The 19639-nt window shown below is 72.7% G+C and carries 16 protein-coding genes; 4 read left to right on the top strand and 12 right to left on the bottom strand.

Annotated features, from left to right (window positions below):
• Positions 1-97 precede the first annotated feature (97 nt).
• From fxsA to ACWGIS_RS34235, 4 genes are all read right to left on the bottom strand, one after another.
• A complete protein-coding gene (fxsA, locus tag ACWGIS_RS34250) occupies positions 98-676 on the bottom strand; it encodes an FxsA family membrane protein (RefSeq protein ID WP_453366399.1) in 579 nt (192 codons plus the stop codon).
• A gap of 72 nt (positions 677-748) precedes the next feature.
• Positions 749-1540, bottom strand: a complete 792-nt coding sequence (locus ACWGIS_RS34245; protein WP_453366398.1) for a polyprenol monophosphomannose synthase — start codon at positions 1538-1540, stop codon at positions 749-751.
• 578 nt (positions 1541-2118) lie between these two features.
• Positions 2119-3741, bottom strand: a complete 1623-nt coding sequence (locus ACWGIS_RS34240; RefSeq protein ID WP_453366397.1) for an amidohydrolase — start codon at positions 3739-3741, stop codon at positions 2119-2121.
• Between the two features lie 67 nt (positions 3742-3808).
• Positions 3809-4249 (bottom strand): Lrp/AsnC family transcriptional regulator, encoded by a 441-nt coding sequence (locus ACWGIS_RS34235; RefSeq protein WP_355790884.1) that lies wholly within the window; start codon positions 4247-4249, stop codon positions 3809-3811.
• Positions 4250-4518: 269 nt separating this feature from the next.
• Here ACWGIS_RS34235 and ACWGIS_RS34230 point away from each other — a divergent pair, with 269 nt between their 5' ends.
• On the top strand, positions 4519-4956 hold the full coding sequence (locus tag ACWGIS_RS34230) for a hypothetical protein (protein ID WP_453366396.1): 438 nt from the start codon (positions 4519-4521) through the stop codon (positions 4954-4956).
• Between the two features lie 614 nt (positions 4957-5570).
• On the opposite strand, the gene ACWGIS_RS34225 is transcribed toward ACWGIS_RS34230, so the two are convergent.
• A complete protein-coding gene (locus ACWGIS_RS34225; RefSeq protein ID WP_453366395.1) occupies positions 5571-6743 on the bottom strand; it encodes an acyl-CoA dehydrogenase family protein in 1173 nt (390 codons plus the stop codon).
• 379 nt (positions 6744-7122) lie between these two features.
• On the opposite strand from ACWGIS_RS34225, the gene ACWGIS_RS34220 reads away from it, so the two are divergent.
• Positions 7123-8373 (top strand): glycoside hydrolase family 18 protein, encoded by a 1251-nt coding sequence (locus ACWGIS_RS34220; protein ID WP_453366394.1) that lies wholly within the window; start codon positions 7123-7125, stop codon positions 8371-8373.
• A gap of 124 nt (positions 8374-8497) precedes the next feature.
• On the opposite strand, the gene ACWGIS_RS34215 is transcribed toward ACWGIS_RS34220, so the two are convergent.
• From ACWGIS_RS34215 to ACWGIS_RS34195, 5 genes are all read right to left on the bottom strand, one after another.
• Complete coding sequence (locus ACWGIS_RS34215; RefSeq protein WP_453366393.1) at positions 8498-9187, bottom strand: TetR/AcrR family transcriptional regulator; 690 nt, start codon at positions 9185-9187, stop codon at positions 8498-8500.
• 149 nt (positions 9188-9336) lie between these two features.
• Positions 9337-9483 (bottom strand): SCO1431 family membrane protein, encoded by a 147-nt coding sequence (locus ACWGIS_RS34210; RefSeq protein WP_356242196.1) that lies wholly within the window; start codon positions 9481-9483, stop codon positions 9337-9339.
• A 259-nt stretch (positions 9484-9742) separates the two neighbouring features.
• Entirely contained in the window at positions 9743-11095 is a 1353-nt protein-coding gene (locus ACWGIS_RS34205; protein WP_453366392.1) for a peptidase C39 family protein, read from the bottom strand.
• Positions 11096-11325: 230 nt separating this feature from the next.
• Positions 11326-12867, bottom strand: a complete 1542-nt coding sequence (locus ACWGIS_RS34200; RefSeq protein ID WP_453366391.1) for an amino acid permease — start codon at positions 12865-12867, stop codon at positions 11326-11328.
• Positions 12868-12919: 52 nt separating this feature from the next.
• A complete protein-coding gene (locus ACWGIS_RS34195; protein WP_453366390.1) occupies positions 12920-13876 on the bottom strand; it encodes a hypothetical protein in 957 nt (318 codons plus the stop codon).
• 241 nt (positions 13877-14117) lie between these two features.
• Between ACWGIS_RS34195 and ACWGIS_RS34190 the strand changes: the two genes are divergently transcribed.
• Together ACWGIS_RS34190 and ACWGIS_RS34185 are read left to right on the top strand one after the other, a co-directional pair.
• A complete protein-coding gene (locus tag ACWGIS_RS34190; RefSeq protein WP_453366389.1) occupies positions 14118-14786 on the top strand; it encodes a uridine kinase family protein in 669 nt (222 codons plus the stop codon).
• Positions 14787-15219: 433 nt separating this feature from the next.
• Positions 15220-17079, top strand: coding sequence for an AAA family ATPase (locus ACWGIS_RS34185; RefSeq protein WP_453366388.1), 1860 nt, complete (start codon positions 15220-15222; stop codon positions 17077-17079).
• A gap of 73 nt (positions 17080-17152) precedes the next feature.
• Here ACWGIS_RS34185 and ACWGIS_RS34180 read toward each other — a convergent pair whose 3' ends face one another.
• Together ACWGIS_RS34180 and ACWGIS_RS34175 are read right to left on the bottom strand one after the other, a co-directional pair.
• Positions 17153-18241 carry a hemolysin family protein gene (locus tag ACWGIS_RS34180; protein WP_453366387.1) on the bottom strand — a complete coding sequence of 363 codons (1089 nt, stop codon included), beginning with the start codon at positions 18239-18241 and terminating at the stop codon, positions 17153-17155.
• The gene (locus ACWGIS_RS34175; RefSeq protein ID WP_453366386.1) at positions 18238-19572 is read right to left on the bottom strand and encodes a hemolysin family protein; all 1335 of its coding nucleotides are present in this window, start codon (positions 19570-19572) and stop codon (positions 18238-18240) included. Before ACWGIS_RS34175 ends, ACWGIS_RS34180 begins: the two co-directional genes overlap by 4 nt.
• Between the last annotated feature and the right edge of the window lie 67 nt (positions 19573-19639).

The raw sequence follows: 19639 nt of genomic DNA, 5'->3' as shown, positions 1-19639 counted from the left end.
GGCCCCGTACGTTCTGTACGGGGCCCGCGGTCGTCGTGCGTCCTGCGCCGGGAGGCCCGGGCCTCCCGCGCCGCCGTGGCGGCGCGGGACGCGAAGGTCAGCGGCCGAGCGGCGGGCGGCTGTCCATGGCCGGCCCCTCGTCCCGCGGGCTCCCGTCCCTGATGACCTCGCCCTGGACGACCTTGCCGTCGGGGTGCTGGACCCGGGACTGCCGGAAGGCGTCCTGGAGGCTTCCGGGGACGGCCGCGCGCATTCTGCGGTCCACGGCACGCTCCGTGTAGGCGCTGACGGCCTTCTGGACCGGCGGGAGCAGCAGCAGGAGGCCCAGGACGTCGGAGATCAGGCCGGGCAGCATCAGCAGCAGGCCGCCGAGCATCATCGGTCCGTTGCCCCGGGTGCCGCCGCCCGTGGGCGGCACCCCGCTCTGCTGCCGGCGCAGCGTCTCGTTGAGGTTGTTGAAGGCCCGGCGTCCCGCCCGCTTGATCACGACCGCGCCCAGCACGAGACCCGCGAGGATCAGCAGCAGGACGGTGCCCCCGCCCGCCGCGCCGGCCACCACGGTCAGCAGCCAGATCTCCAGCACGAGCCAGGCCGCGACGCCGAGCGGCAGGAAGGTACGCAGCCGCGACCGCTTGGGCCGGGCGGGGTGCGTGGGAGTCGGAACGCCAGTCGTCATTCTCCCAGTGTGCCTGGGCGCGGCTCAGCGCGGGATAAGGGAATGATCAGTCGCGCCGGTGCCGGGGGCCGTTCAGGTGGTCCTGCGCCCGAGGACCTTGCCGACCCGCTCCCCCACGCCCCAGGTGGTGACCCGCCACAGTGCCTCGACCAGGATGTCGCGGCTCATCTTGGAGTCGCCCAGTTCCCGCTCGACGAAGGTGATGGGCACCTCGACGACGTGGTAGCCGGCCTTCACGGCACGGCGGGCGAGGTCGACCTGGAAGCAGTAGCCCTGTGAGGCCACCTCGCTCAGACCGAGCCCCTTGAGGGTCTCGGCGCGGAAGGCGCGGTAGCCCCCGGTGACGTCCCGGATCGGCACGTCGAGCAGGACGCGCGAGTACAGGCTGCCGCCGCGGGAGATGAACTCGCGGGACTTGGGCCAGTTGACGACCCGGCCGCCCGGCACCCAGCGGGAACCGAGCACCAGGTCGGCGCCCTTGAGGGCGGTCAGCAGCCGGGGCAGTTCCTCGGGCTGGTGGGAGCCGTCGGCGTCCATCTCGATGAGCACGCCGTAGCCGTGCTCCATGCCCCAGCGGAAGCCCGCGAGATAGGCGGCGCCGAGGCCCTCCTTGCCCTTGCGGTGCAGCACCTGGACGTGCTCGTCCTCGACGGCCAGCTCGTCGGCGAGCTTGCCCGTGCCGTCCGGGCTGTTGTCGTCGGCCACGAGGACGTGCGCGTCGGGCACGGCGGCCCGCACCCGGGCGACGATCTTCTTGATGTTCTCCGCCTCGTTGTAGGTCGGAATGATCACCAAGGCCGTGCCGAGGGGGCCGAACTGTCTCCCCTGGGCTCCTGCCGCGAGGGTCCCGTCGCCGTCGTTCACCACTGCCCCTTCATGTCCGTACGCAGGGGACCACCATAATGGCCCCGGCCTGCATCGCCGCTCCGGCACGTACGTGTACGGGGTGTGTGTTCCCCCGGAGCGGCGAAGGGAAAAGCACCGGGCGCGGGGCCGGCGGCGCGGCGGCTGCGGATCGGGGCCCGGCGCCCTTCGGGCCGACCAGGGACCCGCTGGCTGCGGGTCGACCGAAAGCCGTTGTCTACTGGACGTCCGGGCCCCACCCGGGTCGCACCCTTCCCCCGCGCTCCGGCGGAGCGGGGAGGGACCCATCCGGCCGGAACGTTCCCTCGCCCCGCGGCACGGGCGCTGGGCCTGGCACCCAGTGGTGGTGTGCCGGTGCGGCACACCATCTTTGACCCAGCGGCGCTGCGGCGACTGCGTGAAGTTCCCCGGCCGGACCTCCGGTGGTGGACCCGGCCGAACCTACCCGCCTCCCGCAGTCGGCTGTCAACAGTCGCCTGACCGGCGGTTATTCGGTCAAGTGCCTGGTCAGTGCGGAGGATGCCCAGGTCGCGCGCCGCACCCGAGAGCCCCGGCCGCCACCGCGCGGGCCCGGCACATCACTCGTCCGGCCGTACGAATACCGTCCGGCCGCCGACGACCGTGCGCAGGCAGACCGGGAGGTCGGCGCCCGGGGTCAGGTCGGGCAGCCCGGGCGTGCCGGAGCGGGGGTCGGTGGACCAGCGCGCGACGCGGTCGTCGGGTGCCTGCACGACCAGTTCCTCGGTGCGCCACACGGCGTAGTCCGCCGGGGCTCCGGGGACCAGGACACCCGCGTCGTCCCGTCCTACCGCGCGCCAGCCGCCGCGCGTATGCGCCGTGAACGCGGCGCGTACGGACACCCGGTGGGCCGGGGTGCGGTGGAAGGCGGCGGCGCGGACGGTGCCCCACGGGTCGAGGGGCGTCACCGGGCTGTCGGAGCCGAAGGCGAGCGGGACGCCGGCGCGCAGCAGCGCCGCGAACGGGTTGAGGGTGCGGGCCCGTTCGGCGCCGAGGCGCTGGGCGTACATGCCGTCCTCGCCTCCCCACAGGGCGTCGAAGGCGGGCTGCACGGAGGCGGTGAGGCCCAGTTCGGCGAAGGCTGCGACGGTGTCGGGCGTGAGCATCTCGGCGTGCTCGACCCGGTGGCGGGCGGCGCGCACGCGGGCGAGTCCGACCTTTTCGGCGGCGGCGCGCATGCCGTCGACCACGGCGGTGACGGCGGCGTCCCCGATGGCGTGGAACCCCGCCTGCAGTCCGGCCTCGGTGCATCCGGTGACGTGCGCGGCGACGGCGGCGGCGTCCAGGTAGGCGGTGCCGGTGTGGGCGGTGTCGGCGTACGGCTGGTGCAGGCAGGCGGTGTGCGAGCCGAGCGCCCCGTCCACGAAGAGGTCGCCGGCGGCACCGACGGCGCCCAGGGCCCGCGCCCGGGCGATGCCCTCGTCGCCGTGCTCGGCCCAGTAGCCGACGACGCGGGGACCCGGTTCGCCGGCGGCGAGGGCCAGCAGCCCGGTGAAGTCGTCCTCGGAGGAGATCTCCGGTCCCGCGCACTCGTGCACGGAGCCGATGCCGAGCGAGGCGGCGTGGGCGAGCGCGGCGCGCTGCGCCTCGGTCCGCTGCGCCGGGGTGACGGCTCCGAAGGCGGCGGCGCGCACGGCGTGGTGGGCGTCGCGGGTCAGGGGGCCGTCCGCGTATCCGGCGCGGCCGGTGACGCCGGGCACCAGGTCGAGCAGCGCCGTGCTGACGACGGCGGAGTGGACGTCGATGCGGGAGAGGTAGAGCGGGCGCCCGCCGGTCGCCTCGTCGAGTTCGGCACGGGTCGGGGGCCGGCCGCCGGTCCAGCGGGCGGCGTCCCAGCCGTGGCCGAGCAGGACCCGGTCGGCGGGGCGGGCGGCGGCGAAGTCGCGGACGAGGGCGAGGGCGGCGTCCAGGGAGGGGGCGTCGGACAGGTCCAGGCCGGTGAGGGCGAGCCCGGTGGCGGTGGTGTGGACGTGGGCGTCGGTGAACGCGGGGGTGACGAGGGCGCCACCGAGGTCCACGACCTCGTCGACCCCGCTCGCGAAGGCGTCGGCCGCGCCTTCGGAGCCGACCCAGGCGATCTGCCCGCGCTCGACGACCATCGCGGTGGCGAAGGGGTCCGCGGGGCTGTGGACTTCTCCACCGCGCAGCAGCACGGTGTCCGACGGGGCGGTGCTCTCACTCATGGGCAACAGTCTCGCCCCTGGGAGCGTCCCGGCCGCGCGCGGGGGCCGGGAAGGGGGCGGGGCGCCGTCAGATCCGCGGCGGGCGCGCCTCGTACGGGGTGGAGAGCACCACGGTGGTGCGCGTGGAGACGCCGGCGAGGGAGCGCACCCGGGCGAGCAGCTCCTCCAGTTCGTGCGGGGTGGAGACGCGCACCTTGAGGATGTAGTTCTCGTCGCCCGCGACGCTGTGGCAGGCCTCGATCTCGGGGACGCCGGCCAGCCGTTCCGCGATGTCGTCCGGGGCACTGGGGTCGAAGGGTTTCACCGAGATGAAGGCGGTCATGGGCAGTCCGACGGCCGCCGGGTCGACGACCGCGGCGTAGCCACGGATGACGCCGCGCTGCTCCAGCCGGCGCACCCGCTGGTGCACGGCCGACGTGGACAGGCCCGTGGCCTTGCCCAGGTCGGTGTAGCTCATCCGCCCGTCCTCGACGAGCAGCTGCACGATCTGTCGGTCCAGCTCCTCCATGGCGCAAGAACCTACAGGGCCGTTGATCCCGGCGGATACCTGAGCGGCCCAGGTCATACCCGGTTCGTGATGTGGGCGCCCGCCGCCGGCCCGCCGTCCGCAAGGGACGATCCGGCCAGGCCGGGCACCTGCGGGCGGCATGTGACGAACGCCACAGTGCCGCGGCGCACTCCGTGATGTTCTCGCGATTACCTCGCGGGCCCGACGGGAAGTGCTTGCTGTGGTCGAGGTCGCAGCGCCTTGTCGGCCCACCCGAGGGGGAGAATCCCATGCAGAGTGTTAAGCGCCCTGGTCGTTCCACGCCCAAGAGGCAGCAGCCCGTCCTTGAGCCCGAGCCGGAGGGCGTCGAACCGGACGCCCTGGACGGCGAGGAGTTCGACGCGTACGACACCTTCGAGATGTACCGGGTGTTCTGCCCGGACTGCGCGCAGCCGATCGCGCTCCTCGCGGACGAGGAGGTCCTGCCCGAGCACGCGCTGTGCGCCTCGCCGTGGAACCCCTTCGGGCTCACGGTGTGCGCCGGTACGGGCCGCGCGGCGGCCGACGCCCGGCCCGCCGACGAGTCGACGGAGCCTCAGGAGCAGGACACCGCGCTGCTGTTGACGCTCCCTCAGGGGCTCGACTGGCGCAAGCAGCCCTTCTCGCACGTCGGCGGTCCGGGCTCGCGCCCCATGAGGGTCCCCGACATGCGGCGCCACGCCGCCTGAGCCGTTTCCCGTAGCCGCCCCGCGCCACGGCCCGCAGGCCGTCGTGGCGCGGGATCGGTGCGTCCACGTCACCGGGCCGGGATCGGCGACGTCGGCCAGGTCTCCCGGCCAGAGAACCAGACCGCGCGGCCGGAGGGTTCCGCAGGCGCCGAATCACCCGCGCGCCCGGATGCGCCCCGAGGTCCGCGATCAGCAGCGCCCAGCGCCATGTCGCTCTGCCGCGCCACCAGTTGACGGTGCGTCAGGTGGCGGTACGGGGAGGAGGCGGGACGGCGGCCGGGGTTCCCGGCGCGTGACCGGGCACCCCGTAGGGGCTCACCGTGAACTCAAGCCCGATTTCCCGCGCCGGTTACCTGCGCGCCGGTGCGCGCGTTGCCCGGGTATGACCCCCACCTTCCCGGCCACCGGGCGTCGGCGCCGCATCTACGTCCCGCCCCCGGCGGCACCGGTTCCGCCGGGGCCTCAGCAGTACCAGGACCCGCCCATCTACCGCGCGCTGATCCGGACCTGGGCCGACCGCGGCCGCACGCTGCCGGGGCACGCCGATCCGGAGTGGGCCCGGCTGGCGGCGCCGCCGGCCGGCCTGAGCGAGTTCGGCACCGGCCGGGATCAGTTCAGCGTGAGTCCGGACCCGCGAGGTGACGGGCGATGACCATCCGCTGGATCTGATTGGTGCCCTCGACGATCTGGAGCACCTTGGCCTCGCGCATGTAGCGCTCCGCCGGGAAGTCCGCCGTGTAGCCGTACCCGCCGAGCACCTGGACGGCGTCGGTGGTGACCTTCATGGCGGCGTCCGTGCACAGCAGCTTGGCCATGGCGGCCTGCTTGGAGAAGGGCCGCTCCGCGTCGCGCAGCCGGGCGGCGGCCAGGTAGAGCGCCCGGCCGGCCTCGATCTGCGTCGCCATGTCGGCGAGCATGAAGCGCAGCCCCTGGAAGTCGGAGATCGGCCGCCCGAACTGCTGCCGTCCGGTGGCGTACGCGACCGCCTCGTCCAGCGCCGCCTGGGCGACGCCGATCGCACAGGCCGCGATGCCGAGCCGGCCCGAGTCGAGGGCCGAGAGCGCGATCGCGAAGCCCTGCCCCTCCTCGCCGATGCGCCGGTCGTCGCCGACCCGGACGCCGTCGAAGTGGACCTGCGCGGTGGGCGAGCCCTTCATGCCCATCTTCTTCTCGGGTGCGGCGGCGCTCAGGCCCGCGGCGTCGCCGGGCACCAGGAACGCGGAGATGCCCCGGGGGCCCTCGCCGCCGGTGCGCGCGAGGACGGTGTAGAAGTCGGCGACCCCCCCGTGCGTGATCCAGGCCTTGGTGCCGGTGATCACCCACTCGTCGCCGTCCCGGACGGCCTTCGTCCGCAGGGACGCGGCATCCGAGCCGGAGGAGGGCTCCGAGAGGCAGTACGCGCCGAGGAGGCCGCCGCCGAGCATGGCGGGCAGGTGCTCGGCCTGCTGCTCCTTGGTGCCGTAGTTCGCGAGCGCGTGGCAGGACAGGGAGTGCACGCTGACGCCGAGGCCGACGGTCAGGCGGGCGGCGGCGAGCTCTTCGAGGACCTGGAGGTACACCTCGTACGGCTGGTCTCCCCCGCCGTACTCGGAGTCGTACGCGAGTCCGAGCAGGCCCGATTCGGAGAGGAGCCCGAAGACGTCGCGCGGGAACCGTCCGGCGTCCTCCTCGGCGGCCGCCTCCGGTGCGATCTCGCGCTGGGCGATGTCGCGGACGAGCGAGATCAGATCCCGCGCCTCGTCCGTGGGCAGTTGACGGTCCACCGGCTGCGGGGCGCGGTCAGGCATGTCGACGCTCTCCTCCCTGTCGGGCACGTCGGCGGCGCACGCCTGGGTTGGGGCGGGTCCACCGGGTCTTCCAGTGCCCAGCCGATGCTGCCCGTCCGGGTCGCGGAAGGCGCAGATCAGCGGCTGTGGCGCTGTGAGTATGCCCGATCGGAGGCACCGAGTCACCAGTTAACGACCGCTTACTAAAAGAAAGGGAAATTGGTCCGAACCATTGACGCACTGGTCTAGTCCTCCTACTGTTCCTGCAACGCGTCACCGCGTTCATGCCAAACGGCAACCGGGGGCCCGGACCGCGCCTCCCCGCATCACCTCGGGCACCTCCCACGCGGGTCCGGCAGCACGGCCCCCACACGTTCCCCTCCCCCCACGAGGAGACACGATGTCCCTACCGCACCGCTCCCGCCTCAGGGCGCTCCTGTCCGCCGCGTGTTGCGCCGTCCTCGGCGCCGGACTGCTCGCCGGCGCGGGCGCCGCGGCCGCAGACGAGTCCGGCACCACCGCGGCAGCGCATCGCACCACCGCCGCCGCCGGCTCCAAGGTCGTCGGCTACTTCACCGAATGGGGCGTCTACGACCGGAACTACCACGTCAAGAACATCGAGACGTCCGGTTCGGCCGCCAGACTGACCCACATCAACTACGCCTTCGGCAACGTCACCGGCGGCAAGTGCGCCATGGGCGACGCGTACGCGGCGACCGACAAGGCGTACACCGCGGCCCAGTCGGTCGACGGCGTCGCCGACACCTGGGACCAGCCCCTGCGCGGCAACTTCAATCAGCTGCGCAAGCTCAAGAAGCTGCACCCGAACCTCAAGGTGCTCTGGTCCTTCGGCGGCTGGACCTGGTCGGGCGGCTTCACCGAGGCCGCGAAGAACCCGGCGGCTTTCGCCCAGTCCTGCTACGACCTGGTCGAGAACTCCAAGTGGGCCGACGTCTTCGACGGCATCGACATCGACTGGGAGTACCCCAACGCCTGCGGTCTCACCTGCGACACCAGCGGACGGGCCGCCTACAAGAACCTGATGGCGGCGCTGCGCGCGAAGTTCGGCAGCGGCAACCTGCTCACCTCGGCGATCCCGGCCGACGCGACCAGCGGCGGCAAGATCGACGCGGCCGACTACGCGGGCGCCGCGCAGTACGTCAACTGGTACAACCCGATGACGTACGACTTCTTCGGCGCCTGGGACGCGACCGGCCCCACGGCACCGCACTCGCCGCTGAACTCCTACACCGGCATCCCGAAGGCGGGCTACTACACCTCCGCCACGATCGCCAAGCTCAAGGGCCTCGGCGTCCCCGCCTCCAAACTGCTGCTCGGCATCGGCTTCTACGGGCGCGGCTGGACCGGCGTGACCCAGTCGGCACCCGGCGGCACGGCCACGGGCCCGGCGGCGGGCACGTACGAGCAGGGCATCGACGACTACAAGGTGCTCAGGACGAAGTGCCCGGCGACCGGCACGGTCGGTGGTACGGCGTACGCCAAGTGCGGCAGCGACTGGTGGAGTTACGACACCCCGTCCACGATCGCCGGGAAGATGTCCTACAAGAACGCGCAGGGCCTGGGCGGCACCTTCTTCTGGGAGCTGAGCGGTGACACCTCGAACGGTGAGCTGATCAAGTCGATCAACTGACCTGTTCGGCACGAGCCTTGGGGCGGGGGTCCGGCGGCTCCCGCCCCGAGGGCTGTCCTGTCGCTCGGCCGGTCCGGACGAACCGCCGGCCACGCCCGGCCCGGCCCGGGCGACAGGTCCCGGTTCAGCCGTCCCGGCGGGCGGCGGCGGGAGTCACGTACGACGGGTCGATCTCCTCGACGGCCCGCAGCGCGCCGCCCAGCATCTTCACGAGCAGTTCGCGCATGGTGTCGCGTGAGAGGTCCCGGCGGTCGATCCAGTCCAGGGTCGCGCCCTCGACACTGCACAGCCAGGCGAGCAGCGCCGCCCGGGGCAGCGGCGCGACGGCCGGCGGGGCGCCCCCGGCCCCGGCCGGGCGCATGGGTCCCCACGCCCCCTCGGCGATCGTCGTGACGATCGCCTCGCGCACGCCGTCGCGGATGGCCTGCACCTCCGCGTCGAAGCCGACACCGCCGCTGATGATCGTGCGGTACGCGGCCTGGTGGTGCTCGGCGAAGCGGAGATAGGCGTCGATGGTGCGGTGCACCCGCTGGTCGGGAGGCAGGTCGAGACCGCCCGCCGCGCGGGACACCAGGTCGGCCACGGAGTCCTCGACGATGGCCAGGTAGTAGCCGCGCTTGGACTGGAAGTAGTAGTAGATCAGCCCTTTGGCGACCTGCGCCTGCCTGGCGATGTCGTCCATCGACAGCGCGTCGTAGGACCGGTCGGCGAACAACTTCCGCCCGACGGCGATGAGTTCGGCGCGACGGGCCACCGAGCGGTCGGTGCCGCGCGCACGTGGGCGGTCGAGACCGCGCTGCTGGCTGCTGTTCAATTCCGGCCTGGTCTCCAACTGCCGACGGGACATCGGGCAGTATGGCAGAGCCAGGTCAGCCGCCCCTTCGACTCCGACCGGCAACTCCGCGGCGGCACACGGCACTTCGGTCGCGGTCGCGGGTCCCGGGTCGGCGCGGGCGGCTCAGGTCACAGCAGGCCGAGCTGGGTGACGAGCATCGCCAGGACCACGACGAGGACCCAGCCGACGGCGTGTTCGAGGATCTTCGGCCCGTCTTCCCGGGGTCCGCCGGTGCGGGCTCGGGCACGGGCGGCGGTGGCGGAGGTCGCGGTCATGGCTTCTCGCTGACGTAGTGGTGCGGTGGCTCCCCGCCCGCCGGCTCCCCACCGACCCGACCACCTTGCCACCGGACAGGGCCGTCGCGGTAGAGAGCTTGGTCACGCCGGTGCTCCCGCGTGGTCCGCGGGCCCGGACATTGCGCGCGCACGTCCCGGTGTGCGTCGCCTCACACCACGTCGCCCCGGCCCCGGGCCGGAGCAGCACGGGGCGGCCCCCGCCACGAGGGACCGCCCCGGCTGCGTGCGCGACGCCCCTCTAGCGGACGCCCACCGCCGCGAGCGCCTTGCGCTGACGCACGGAGGCATGTGCGGGAAAGTACAGGTAGCAGACTCCGCCGGTGCCGGAGACGACCTTGCCGGAGGCGTTGTAGCGCTTGGTCCTGAGCCAGATGTTCTCGAATTCGCGCCTGTCGTAGACCCGGCGCACCGCGTCGTCGCTCGGGGACGCCGGGTCGTTGGCGATCACGTCGCCGTCCGCGGTGAAGCCGATGACGGTCATCAGGTGGCCCGAGGTGCCGTAGCCCGCCCCGGTCAGCTCCGTCTTGAGGAACGACTGCGACGTTATGACCGGGATGCCGGCCGCGATCAGCGTCTCCAGGTCGGTGAGCGAGCCCAGCCGCGTCACCACGCCCTGGAGGTCCTTGTAGGTCGCCGCGTAGGCCGCGTTGAAGGGCCAGTTGCCGCAGCCGGCGTACTGGTAGTCGTAGGTGTGGCGGGCCGCGTGGCACACCTGCGGGTCCTTGAAGGCCGGGTCGACCCAGGCGAGCTGCTCCGCCGTGGGCCGGCGCCCCCAGTACTCGATGATCATCTGCGAGGAGGTGGGGCTGCACCAGGCCTCGCCGCCGTTGTCGTACTCCGGGTACTGGCCGGCGTGGATCTCCTGCGAGTACCGCGGGACGCTCAGCTCGCGGGCGAGGCCGGGCGTGGAGGCCGGGACGGTGAAGCGGTCGGGGACGTCGGAACCCATCACGCCGGCCCGCCACACCGTCGGCGTCCGGTCCGTGCCCGGGGTGCGGTACAGCGTGAGCCGCAGCCGGCAGGAGACCAGGCGCAGGCCGGAGGCGGCGTCGTCGACGGCGAAGGTGTCCGTCCAGACGCTGCTCCTGCCGTCGCTCTGGTCGTCGACGGAGGTCCGCCTGATGTCCTGGTCGCCGGCCGCCCAGCGGCCCATGACGTACCAGGGGGTGTCCGTGCCGTCGGAGTACGTGCCCGTCAGCTCGATCTGGAGCCAGGTGCCGGCCGGGGTGCGCGCGTTCCACGAGGCGATGACCTCGGTGGCGGGGACGGCGAGCCGGTGGACGGGGGACGTCCAGGTCGCGTACTCCCAGGCGGCGGTTTTGTGGGTGTGCGGGTCGGTGTAGTCGGTGGTGCCCGCCGGGGTGCCGATCACGAGGCCCGGCCGGTCGCCCGGGACCGGGCGGGTCCCCCGGGCGGCGCCCGCGCGCCAGTCGGCGTACGAGGTCCAGGCGTGGTTGTCCACGAGGCCGTTCGGGGCCTTCGCCCGGCGCGTCGGAGTGGCGGCGGCCGCCGGCCCCGCCGCACCGGCGGCCGCCACGGCGACGGCCGCGGCGAGGACGGTTCTGCGGGAAGGTTGGGAAGCTCTGGTCATGGGTGAGTGACCCCCAGTTGTCCGGAAGGGGCGGTACGAGAGCACGGCTGTGGGCCAACTATGGATGCCGGAGGCCGACTTCTGCCAGCACTTCGGGCCTCGCCGCGCCCACCAATATTGGTCGGGACCACTGGCATGACCTGCGTGTCCCGGTCCGGGCCCGTCCTTGGCCGGACAGCCGGGGCCCCGGCGCACGGGAGTGCCGTGTGCCGGGGCCCGGTGGCGGAGAGTCAGATGAGGTCCATGGCGGCGACCTCGTCGGGGCGGCCGTAGCTGACCGGCCCCTGGAAGCGGCGGCGCGCGGTGGCGAACCACCAGACGGTCGCGATCACCAGGACGGCGGCCAGGGCGACCGGCGCGTAGTTGAACGTGTCGACGGTGATCGGCGAGGCCTGGGGCAGCATGAAGAGCACGCTGCTGAGGAGGATCCAGGTGACGGCGAGGATGCCGACCGGCCTGCTCCAGCGGCCCAGGTGCCAGGGGCCGGGGCGGAACTCGGCGCCGAGCCGCAGCCGCAGGAAGATCGGCACGGCGTAGGCGAGGAAGAGCCCGACGACGTTGACGCTGACGATCGCCGTGAACGCCGTGTGGGACCACCAGCCGGGCAGCACCAGAGCGAGCGAGCAGCCGACCGCCAGCCAGACGGCCTTGACGGGCGTGCGGGTGCGCGGCGAGACCGAGTGCCACCAGCGCGAGCCCGGCATCGCCCCGTCCCGGGAGAAGGCGAAGATCTGCCGGGTGTTGCTGGTCAGGTTGGCCAGGCCGCAGAAGAGCATGGCGCCGATGACGATCAGCAGGATGAGTTTCGCGGTGGCCGCACCGAGGCCGTCCAGGAGGATCTGCACGGGCGGCGCCGAGGAGCCCGCCACCCGGTCGTAGTCCTGGATGCTCAGGACGAGCGCGAGCATGAGGACGAGACCGGTGACCGCCGACCAGCCGATCGCGCGGGTGATCCCCTTCGGCGCGTTGACCGTGGCGCGGACCGTCTCCTCCGACATGTGGAAGCTGCCGTCGAAGCCGGTGAACGTCCAGCTGGTCACGAGCAGGCCGAGCATGCCGCCGTAAATGCCGTTGGTGAAGCCGGTGTTGTTGGCGAAATGCGTGACGAACGACGTCGGCTGGTGGTGGTCGGGCATCACCGTGAGCGTGCCGACGATGACGACGAGTCCGATCAGCAGCCACCACACCGAGATCCGGTTGAGGAGCGCGACCACCCGCACGGTGTAGGTGTTGGCCAGCCCCTGGAGCACGATGATCAGCGCCGTGATCACGACCGTCCGGTGGGCGGTGGGTTCGTACGAGGGCCATTGCAGCGCGACGAACGCCTGGACGAAGGTGGCGGCCGCGTAGCCGGTGGCGGCCGTGCCGCCGACCTGGCCGACGAAATTGAGCCAGCCCGTGTACCAGGACCAGGCGCCCTTGTGCCGCCTGGCGAGTTTACCGGCGGAGAAATAGAGGGCTCCGCTCGTGGGGTAGGCGGAAGCCACCTCGGCCATCGCGGCGCCGATGAAGAGCACCATGACGGAGACGCCGATCCAGCCGAAAACGAGAATGCGCGGACCGCCCGCGCCCAATCCGTATCCGAAGGAGGAGAAAATTCCCGAGACGATGTTGATGATGGTGAACGAGATCGCGAAATTGTCGAACGCCTGGAATCGGCGGGTGAGTTTCCGCGGATATCCCATGGCGTGGAGCGTGGCGTCGTCGTCGAGCGCCGCGGCGTCCGCGCCGCCGCGGGCTCTCGTGCGCGGGGCCGATAACCGTTCTGACACAGCGGGGCCTTTCTCGTGGGGGGAAATGGGGCGGAGGGCCGGGACGGGTGGGTCAGGCCGCTCCGGGGACGGGCAGACCGCAGGTGCGCCGGGCGCGTGAGAGCTGCTCCTCGGGATCACCGAAGACGCTCCAGGGCATCCGGGACGCGTACGGGCCCATGGCCGTGAGGACGGCCCGCGCCTCGAACTCGCGCTGCGCCATGACCAGCGCGTGCGCCAGATAGGCCAGGTCGAGCACGGGCGTGAAGCGGTAGCCGGCGACGTGCGGGAGCCAGTTCTGGTAGACGGCGAGCGCCGTGGACCGCCACTGGGGCTGCTCCCAGACGCGGCCGGCGAGCAGCTGGGAGGGGTCGTAGCTCTCCACCAGGGCGACCAGCGGCAGCAGCCGCAGAGGTGAGGAGACCGGCGCCCGCTGGCTCAGGAAGGCCGCGACGTCCCAGGCCGCGTTCACCGAGCCGCCGTGCCGGGTGAAGAAGAACGCCAGGAAGCGGTGGTGCCCCTCGCGGTGCCAGGGGTCGAGCCGCAGGATGTGCGAGAACAGCTGCCAGGGACCGGACGGCGCGGTGAGCAGACCTTGCGGGGCGGGTTCGCGGATGTCGTGGAGCCGGGCCATGGCCAGTTTGGCCACCGGCGGCGTGGGGTCGTACGGCGCCGTCGTCGCGGCCCGGTCGCAGGCCGCCACCGCGATCCGCTCCAGCGCCTCGGCCCGCTCGTCCCGGGCGTCGGCGGCCCGCAGCGCGCGCAGCACGGCCACCCGCGCCCACAGCAGGGCGGCCTCGGGGCCCGGCTCCTCGGCCAGCCAGCGTTCGGCGAGATCGGAGTCGGCGGCCTCGGAGGCCAGGACCAGCGAGCGGTGGGCGCGCAGTCCGAAATCACGCCGTGACTCGGCCAGCGCCTCGTGGGCACTGAGATACCGGCCGGCGCGCACATCGGTGCAGACGCTCGCGAGCCTGCGGTCGTCGGCCGCCGGATGCCACACGTACTGCCCCTCGAACAACCCCGCGGTCATGTTCCCCTGTCCGTCCCCGTAACGACACCGCCGACCGTGCCGTATTTCGGTCGGGACCCGGCCGGCCCCGCACGGACAGCAACTCGAAGACTACTCAGCCCCAGGCGTAACCGGAACGGCACCCGGGAATTGGCAGGTTCTACCCGCCCGGGGTCGTGGCGGCCGAATGACCGACCGTTTATTCGTTCAATTCGACACCATCCGCCTTCCGCCGAATTCATCCGGTATCGACCGCTGTAGAATGTGCGACCGGAATATTCACCGCCCTCTACGCACCCCGGGAACCGTCATCCACGACCTCGCGACCCGCATCCGCCGGCTGCCGCCCTCCTGCGGCCCCGTCCGCCTCGTCGGTGTCGACGGACACGCGGGCTCCGGGAAGACGACCTTCGCCGGGCGGCTGGCGGCGGCCCTGGGCGGCGCACCCGTCCTGCACCTCGACGACGTCGCCACCCACGAGGAGCTCTTCGCGTGGACCGGGCGCCTGCTGCGCGAGGTCGTCGAGCCCCTCGGACGCGGCGAGACCGCGCGCTACCTGCCCTACGACTGGCGGGAGCGGCGCTTCGGACCCGCCAGGGAGCTGCCGCCCGCGCCCGCCGTCCTGGTGGAGGGTGTCGGGGCCGGCCGCCGGGCCCTGCGCCCGCATCTCGCGGCGCTGCTGTGGATGGAGTTGCCCCGCGAGGAGGCCTGGACCCGTGGGCGGGGACGGGACGGAGAGGCGCAGGAGGAGTTCTGGGACGGATGGGTCGCGGAGGAACAGCGGCACTTTACGAAGGACCCCTCCCGGCCCTTCGCGCAGCTTCTGGTACGGCAGCGACCCGAGGGTTACGAGGTGCTGCCGGGGCCTGCTGATACCCCGGAATCGGACCGCTTCCTCACGCACGGTGACGGACCGTCCGCAATGTGCTGAACTTGTGAAGAGCCGTGCCGCCGAACTTCTCCGAGTGCTCCAACTCGGCTTGACCCGGGGGCCGTACAGGTCTTACGTTCTGAATGTGCGGCCGTTCGAGGCCGCCCTCAGACGCGAAGCCCCCGGTTGTTCCCCCGTGATCGGGGGCTTCGTTCTGCTCCGGACACGGTTTCCGGACGCTCCGAGCCCTCATTTGCTCACCCTGGGTCACCGTCACGTGTGCGCCCCGTCCGCTCCCACCTCGCAAGACGAGGCGTGCGGCACCCTACGGCCGACCCCCGCCCCGCAGGTACGATGCCTGTTGGTGCGACTACGGACGGCGGCTCCGCGCACCGAGGCAACTCCCGTCCGCGGCACAGCGGTTCGACGAAGGCTGTCGGCGGGCACCGGCCCGGCGGCACACCCATCGGGGGCACGGTTTGTGGGGGACGTGATGGACTTCGGCACGCAGGGCCCACAGGCCCCGGCCGACCTCGCCTGGCTGCGAGGTGTCGACGCCTACACGATGGGCGCCTATCCACAGGCGGAGGAGGAGTTCCGCGCCGCGGTCCGCATCGACCCCGGGATGGCCGACGGCTGGCTCGGGCTGCACGCGCTGCGGGTGGACACGACGACCGCGCTGCTGCGCATGTTCCGCCACCGGGACCGCTTCGGCGAACAGCGCTCCCGGCACCGGCGCACCCTCAACTCCTGGTACTGGCTGGGCTGGTGGGTGCAGCCCGTGCTGGAGAGCCCCCGCGACCTGCTGCTGGCGCACGCCTCGCACTGGCTCGACGGCCGGCACGTCCCGGAACTGGACCGGGCGCTCGCGAGCCTGCCGCCCGTCGACGCCGACCCGCAGGTGCGTTTCCTGCACGCCTGCCGCGCCTACCTGGTCAAGGACTGGGAGCAGTTGGTCCGGCACACGGACCCGCTGATCGACGACCCCATGCTCGGCATCGAGGCCGGCCTCTTCGGCGGGATGGCCCGGGTGCGCCTGGAGATGTACGGGCACGCCGAGCCGCTCCTGTCGTCGGCCCTGATGCGCTGCCGCAGCGAGCAGCCGCAGCGCAAGGAGCTGCGCTACTGGCTGGCCCGGGCGCACGAGGGCACCGGGCGGTCCGCGGCCGCCCTGCCGCTGTACCGGGCCGTGCACCGGGTGGACCCGGCGTTCATGGACACCTCGGCACGGCTGGCCGCGATCTCCGAGGGCGACGGGTACGACGACGCGGCCGACTTCGCGGCGATCACCCTCGCCGGAGTCGGGCAGGACATGCTGGAGGGCGACGGCGCGGACCCCCTCTTCGGCACGGAGGGACGGGAGCTGAAGCTTTCCGAGCCCGAGCCGCCGCCGCCCGGATCACCGCCTCCCGAGCGGGACCGGGTCCGGGAGAAGGCCGTGATCCCGGTGCAGCCGCCGCCGGCCGGGCCCACCGACCCGGCACTCCTGGAGGAGGCGCTCGCGGAGCTGGAGGGGATGGTCGGTCTCGAACCCGTCAAACGCCAGGTGAAGGCGCTGTCCGCGCAGCTCAACATGGCGCGGCTGCGGGCCGGCCAGGGCTTACCCGTGCAGCCCCCGAAACGCCACTTCGTCTTCTCCGGCCCCTCGGGCACCGGCAAGACCACGGTGGCCCGCATCCTGGGCCGGGTCTTCTACGCGCTCGGGCTGCTCGGCGGCGACCACCTGGTGGAGGCCCAGCGCGCCGACCTGGTCGGCGAGTACCTCGGCCAGACAGCCGTCAAGGCCAACGAACTGATCGACTCGGCGATCGGCGGCGTCCTGTTCGTCGACGAGGCCTACTCGCTCTCCAACTCGGGCTACGGCAAGGGCGACGCGTACGGCGACGAGGCCCTGCAGGTGCTGCTGAAACGGGCCGAGGACAACCGTGACCACCTCGTCGTCATCCTCGCCGGCTACCCCGAGGGGATGGACCGCCTGCTGGCCGCCAACCCGGGCCTGTCCTCCCGCTTCACGACCCGCGTCGACTTCCCCTCGTACCGCCCCCTCGAACTGACCTCCATCGGCGAGGTGCTGGCCGCCGACAACGGCGACGTGTGGGACGAGGAGGCCCTGGACGAGCTGCGCTCCATCGCCGGGCACGTGGTCGACCAGGGCTGGATCGACGAGCTGGGCAACGGCCGCTTCCTGCGCACCCTGTACGAGAAGAGCTGCGCCTACCGCGATCTCCGGCTCACCGGGTACCCCGGGACCCCGTCGCGCGACGACCTGTCGACCCTGCGGCTGCCCGACCTGATGCAGGCGTACGGGGAAGTGCTGTCCGGGCGGGGGCCGCAGGACCCGTCGGCTCCCTGACACCGGCCGCCGGCCGCGCCCGCCGTGGTCACGCCGGAGGGGCCGGTCTCCCGGCCCCTCCGGCGCGGGCGGGTCAGCCTGCCAGCGCCTGTTCCTGGGCCGCGCTCACGCGTGGCTCCGAGACGCGGACCGGCTGCGGCGCCTCACGGTGCGCCGGGTCGCGGACCTCGCCGACCAGGAGTTCCAGGACGTCCTCCAGGGCCACCAGGCCGAGCACCTTCCCGGACGCGTCGGCGACCTGGGCGAGGTGGGTCGCCGCGCGGCGCATCACCGTCAGGGCGTCGTCCAGCGGGAGTTCGGCCCGCAGGGTCGTCATGGGCCGCCAGACGTGCTGCGGCACCGCCCGCTGCGACTCCTCCAGGTCGAGTACGTCCTTCACGTGCAGGTAGCCCATGAAGGCACCGTTCTCCGCGGCGACCGGGAAACGGGAGTAGCCGGTACGGGCGGTGAGCGCGACGACCTGGCCGGGGGTGACCGAGGGACCCACGGTCACCAGGGACGCCCGGTCGAGGAGGACGTCCGTGACCGGGCGGGAGCCCAGCTCCAGGGCGTCCTCCAGGCGCTCCTGCTCCTCGGGGTCGAGGAGTCCGGCCTGGCCCGAGTCCTCCACCAGGCGGTTGAGCTGTTCGCTGGTGAAGACGGCCTCGACCTCGTCCTTGGGCTCGACGCGGAACAGCCGCAGGATCAGCCGCGCGCAGGCACCGAGGGCCACGGTGACCGGACGGCACAGGCGCGCGAAGGCGACCAGCCCCGGGCTGAGCCACAGCGCGGTCTTCTCGGGCGCCGCCATCGCCAGGTTCTTCGGGACCATCTCGCCGATGACGAGGTGGAAGAAGACGACGAGGGCGAGCGCGATGACGTAGCCGAGGGGGTGGATCATCCCCTCGGGCAGCCCGGCCGCCTCGAAGCCGGGCTCCAGGAGGTGGGCGACGGTGGGTTCGGCGACCGCGCCGAGGGTGAGGGAGCAGACGGTGATGCCGAACTGGGCGGCCGCCATCATCTGCGGGAGCCGCTCCAGGCCGTACAGCACCTGGCGGGCCCGGGCGGTGCCCAGCGGCTCGATCTGGCTGCGCCGTACGGAGACGAGCGCGAACTCGGCGCCGACGAAGAAGCCGTTGGCGAGCACCAGCAGGGCGGCGAACAGGAGTTGGAGCAGGGTCATCGGACCGCCTCCGCGACAGCGACGGCGTCCGCGGTCCTGACCAGCCGGACGCGCTCGGCGCGGTAGTGGCCGACCTGGCGGACCGACAGGCGCCAGCCCGGGAGTTCCGCCTTGTCGCCGGGGGCCGGGATGCGGCCGAGCAGGTCGGCGACGAGACCGGCGACGGTCTCGTAGGGGCCTTCGGGCACGTCGAGGCCGATGCGCTGGAGCACGTCGACCCGGCAGCTGCCGTCGGCGTCCCACGCGGGCCGTCCGTCCTCCGGCGGTGCCGCCGCGAGTTCCGGCAGGTCCTTGGCGTCGTGCTCGTCGCGGACCTCGCCGACGAGTTCCTCGACGATGTCCTCCAGGGTGACCACGCCCGCCGTGCCGCCGTACTCGTCGACGACGACGGCGATCGGCTGCTGGCTGCGCAGCTGCTCCAGGAGCGGCTGCACGGGCAGGGTCTCCGGGACGAGCAGCGGGGCCTGGGCGATCCGGCCGACGGGGGTGCGCAGCCGGTCGTGCGAGGGCACCGCGAGGGCGTCCTTGAGGTGGACCATGCCGACGATCTCGTCGATGCGCTCCCGGTAGACGGGGAACCGCGAGAGGCCGGTGGCCCGGGTGAGGTTGACGACGTCCTCGGCGGTCGCCGAGGACTGGAGCGCGCTGACCTTCACCCGCGGGGTCATGACGTGCTGCGCGGTCAGCTCGCCCAGGGACAGGGTCCGCACGAAGAGGTCGGCCGTGTCCTGTTCCAGCGCGCCGGCCTGGGCCGAGTGCCGGGCCAGCGAGACCAGCTCACCGGGGGTGCGGGCGGAGGCCAGCTCGTCGGCGGGCTCGACGCCGAGGGCGCGCACCAGCCGGTTGGCCACGGTGTTCAGCGCGGCGATCACCGGCCGGAACAGGCTGGAGAAGACGTGCTGCGGGCCCGCGACGAAACGCGCGACCTGGAGCGGACGGGACACCGCCCAGTTCTTCGGGACGAGTTCGCCGATCACCATCTGCACCGCCGAGGCGAGCAGCATGCCGACGACCACGGCGACGCCGGCGACGGCGCCTTCGGGGATGCCGATCGCGGTGAAGGGTCCGTGCAGCAGTTCGGCGAGCGCCGGTTCGGCGAGCATGCCGACGACCAGCGAGGTGATGGTGATGCCGAGCTGGGTGCCGGAGAGCTGGAAGGACAGCTCCCGGAGCGAGTTCACGACCGTACGGGCCCGGCGGTCGCCCTCGGCCGCGGCGCGCTCGGCGTCGGGGCGGTCCACCGTGATAAGGCCGAACTCGGCCGCCACGAAGAAGCCGTTGGCGAGGATCAACAGGAACGCCGCCCCGAGGAGCAGCAGAGGGATGGTCATGATGCCGCCGCCTCGCTGTGTCGGGAGGGGGCGGCGCAGGTACTACAGGACGATCCGTCCATCGCTG

Source organism: Streptomyces sp. NPDC054842 (assembly GCF_053611025.1).
Note: the sequence above shows the minus strand (reverse complement) of the source record. Positions and strands in the feature narration are given on the sequence as shown.

Excerpts from the sequence above, each read along its gene's own strand:
- fxsA (WP_453366399.1), bottom strand. The coding sequence starts at position 676 with ATGACGACTGGCGTTCCGACTCCCACGCACCCCGCCCGGCCCAAGCGG.
- ACWGIS_RS34240 (WP_453366397.1), bottom strand. The coding sequence starts at position 3,741 with ATGAGTGAGAGCACCGCCCCGTCGGACACCGTGCTGCTGCGCGGTGGA.
- ACWGIS_RS34235 (WP_355790884.1), bottom strand. The coding sequence starts at position 4,249 with ATGGAGGAGCTGGACCGACAGATCGTGCAGCTGCTCGTCGAGGACGGG.
- ACWGIS_RS34230 (WP_453366396.1), top strand. The coding sequence starts at position 4,519 with ATGCAGAGTGTTAAGCGCCCTGGTCGTTCCACGCCCAAGAGGCAGCAG.
- ACWGIS_RS34225 (WP_453366395.1), bottom strand. The coding sequence starts at position 6,743 with ATGCCTGACCGCGCCCCGCAGCCGGTGGACCGTCAACTGCCCACGGAC.
- ACWGIS_RS34220 (WP_453366394.1), top strand. The coding sequence starts at position 7,123 with ATGTCCCTACCGCACCGCTCCCGCCTCAGGGCGCTCCTGTCCGCCGCG.
- ACWGIS_RS34210 (WP_356242196.1), bottom strand. The coding sequence starts at position 9,483 with ATGACCGCGACCTCCGCCACCGCCGCCCGTGCCCGAGCCCGCACCGGC.
- ACWGIS_RS34205 (WP_453366392.1), bottom strand. The coding sequence starts at position 11,095 with ATGACCAGAGCTTCCCAACCTTCCCGCAGAACCGTCCTCGCCGCGGCC.
- ACWGIS_RS34195 (WP_453366390.1), bottom strand. The coding sequence starts at position 13,876 with ATGACCGCGGGGTTGTTCGAGGGGCAGTACGTGTGGCATCCGGCGGCC.
- ACWGIS_RS34190 (WP_453366389.1), top strand. The coding sequence starts at position 14,118 with ATGTGCGACCGGAATATTCACCGCCCTCTACGCACCCCGGGAACCGTC.
- ACWGIS_RS34185 (WP_453366388.1), top strand. The coding sequence starts at position 15,220 with ATGGACTTCGGCACGCAGGGCCCACAGGCCCCGGCCGACCTCGCCTGG.
- ACWGIS_RS34180 (WP_453366387.1), bottom strand. The coding sequence starts at position 18,241 with ATGACCCTGCTCCAACTCCTGTTCGCCGCCCTGCTGGTGCTCGCCAAC.
- ACWGIS_RS34175 (WP_453366386.1), bottom strand. The coding sequence starts at position 19,572 with ATGACCATCCCTCTGCTGCTCCTCGGGGCGGCGTTCCTGTTGATCCTC.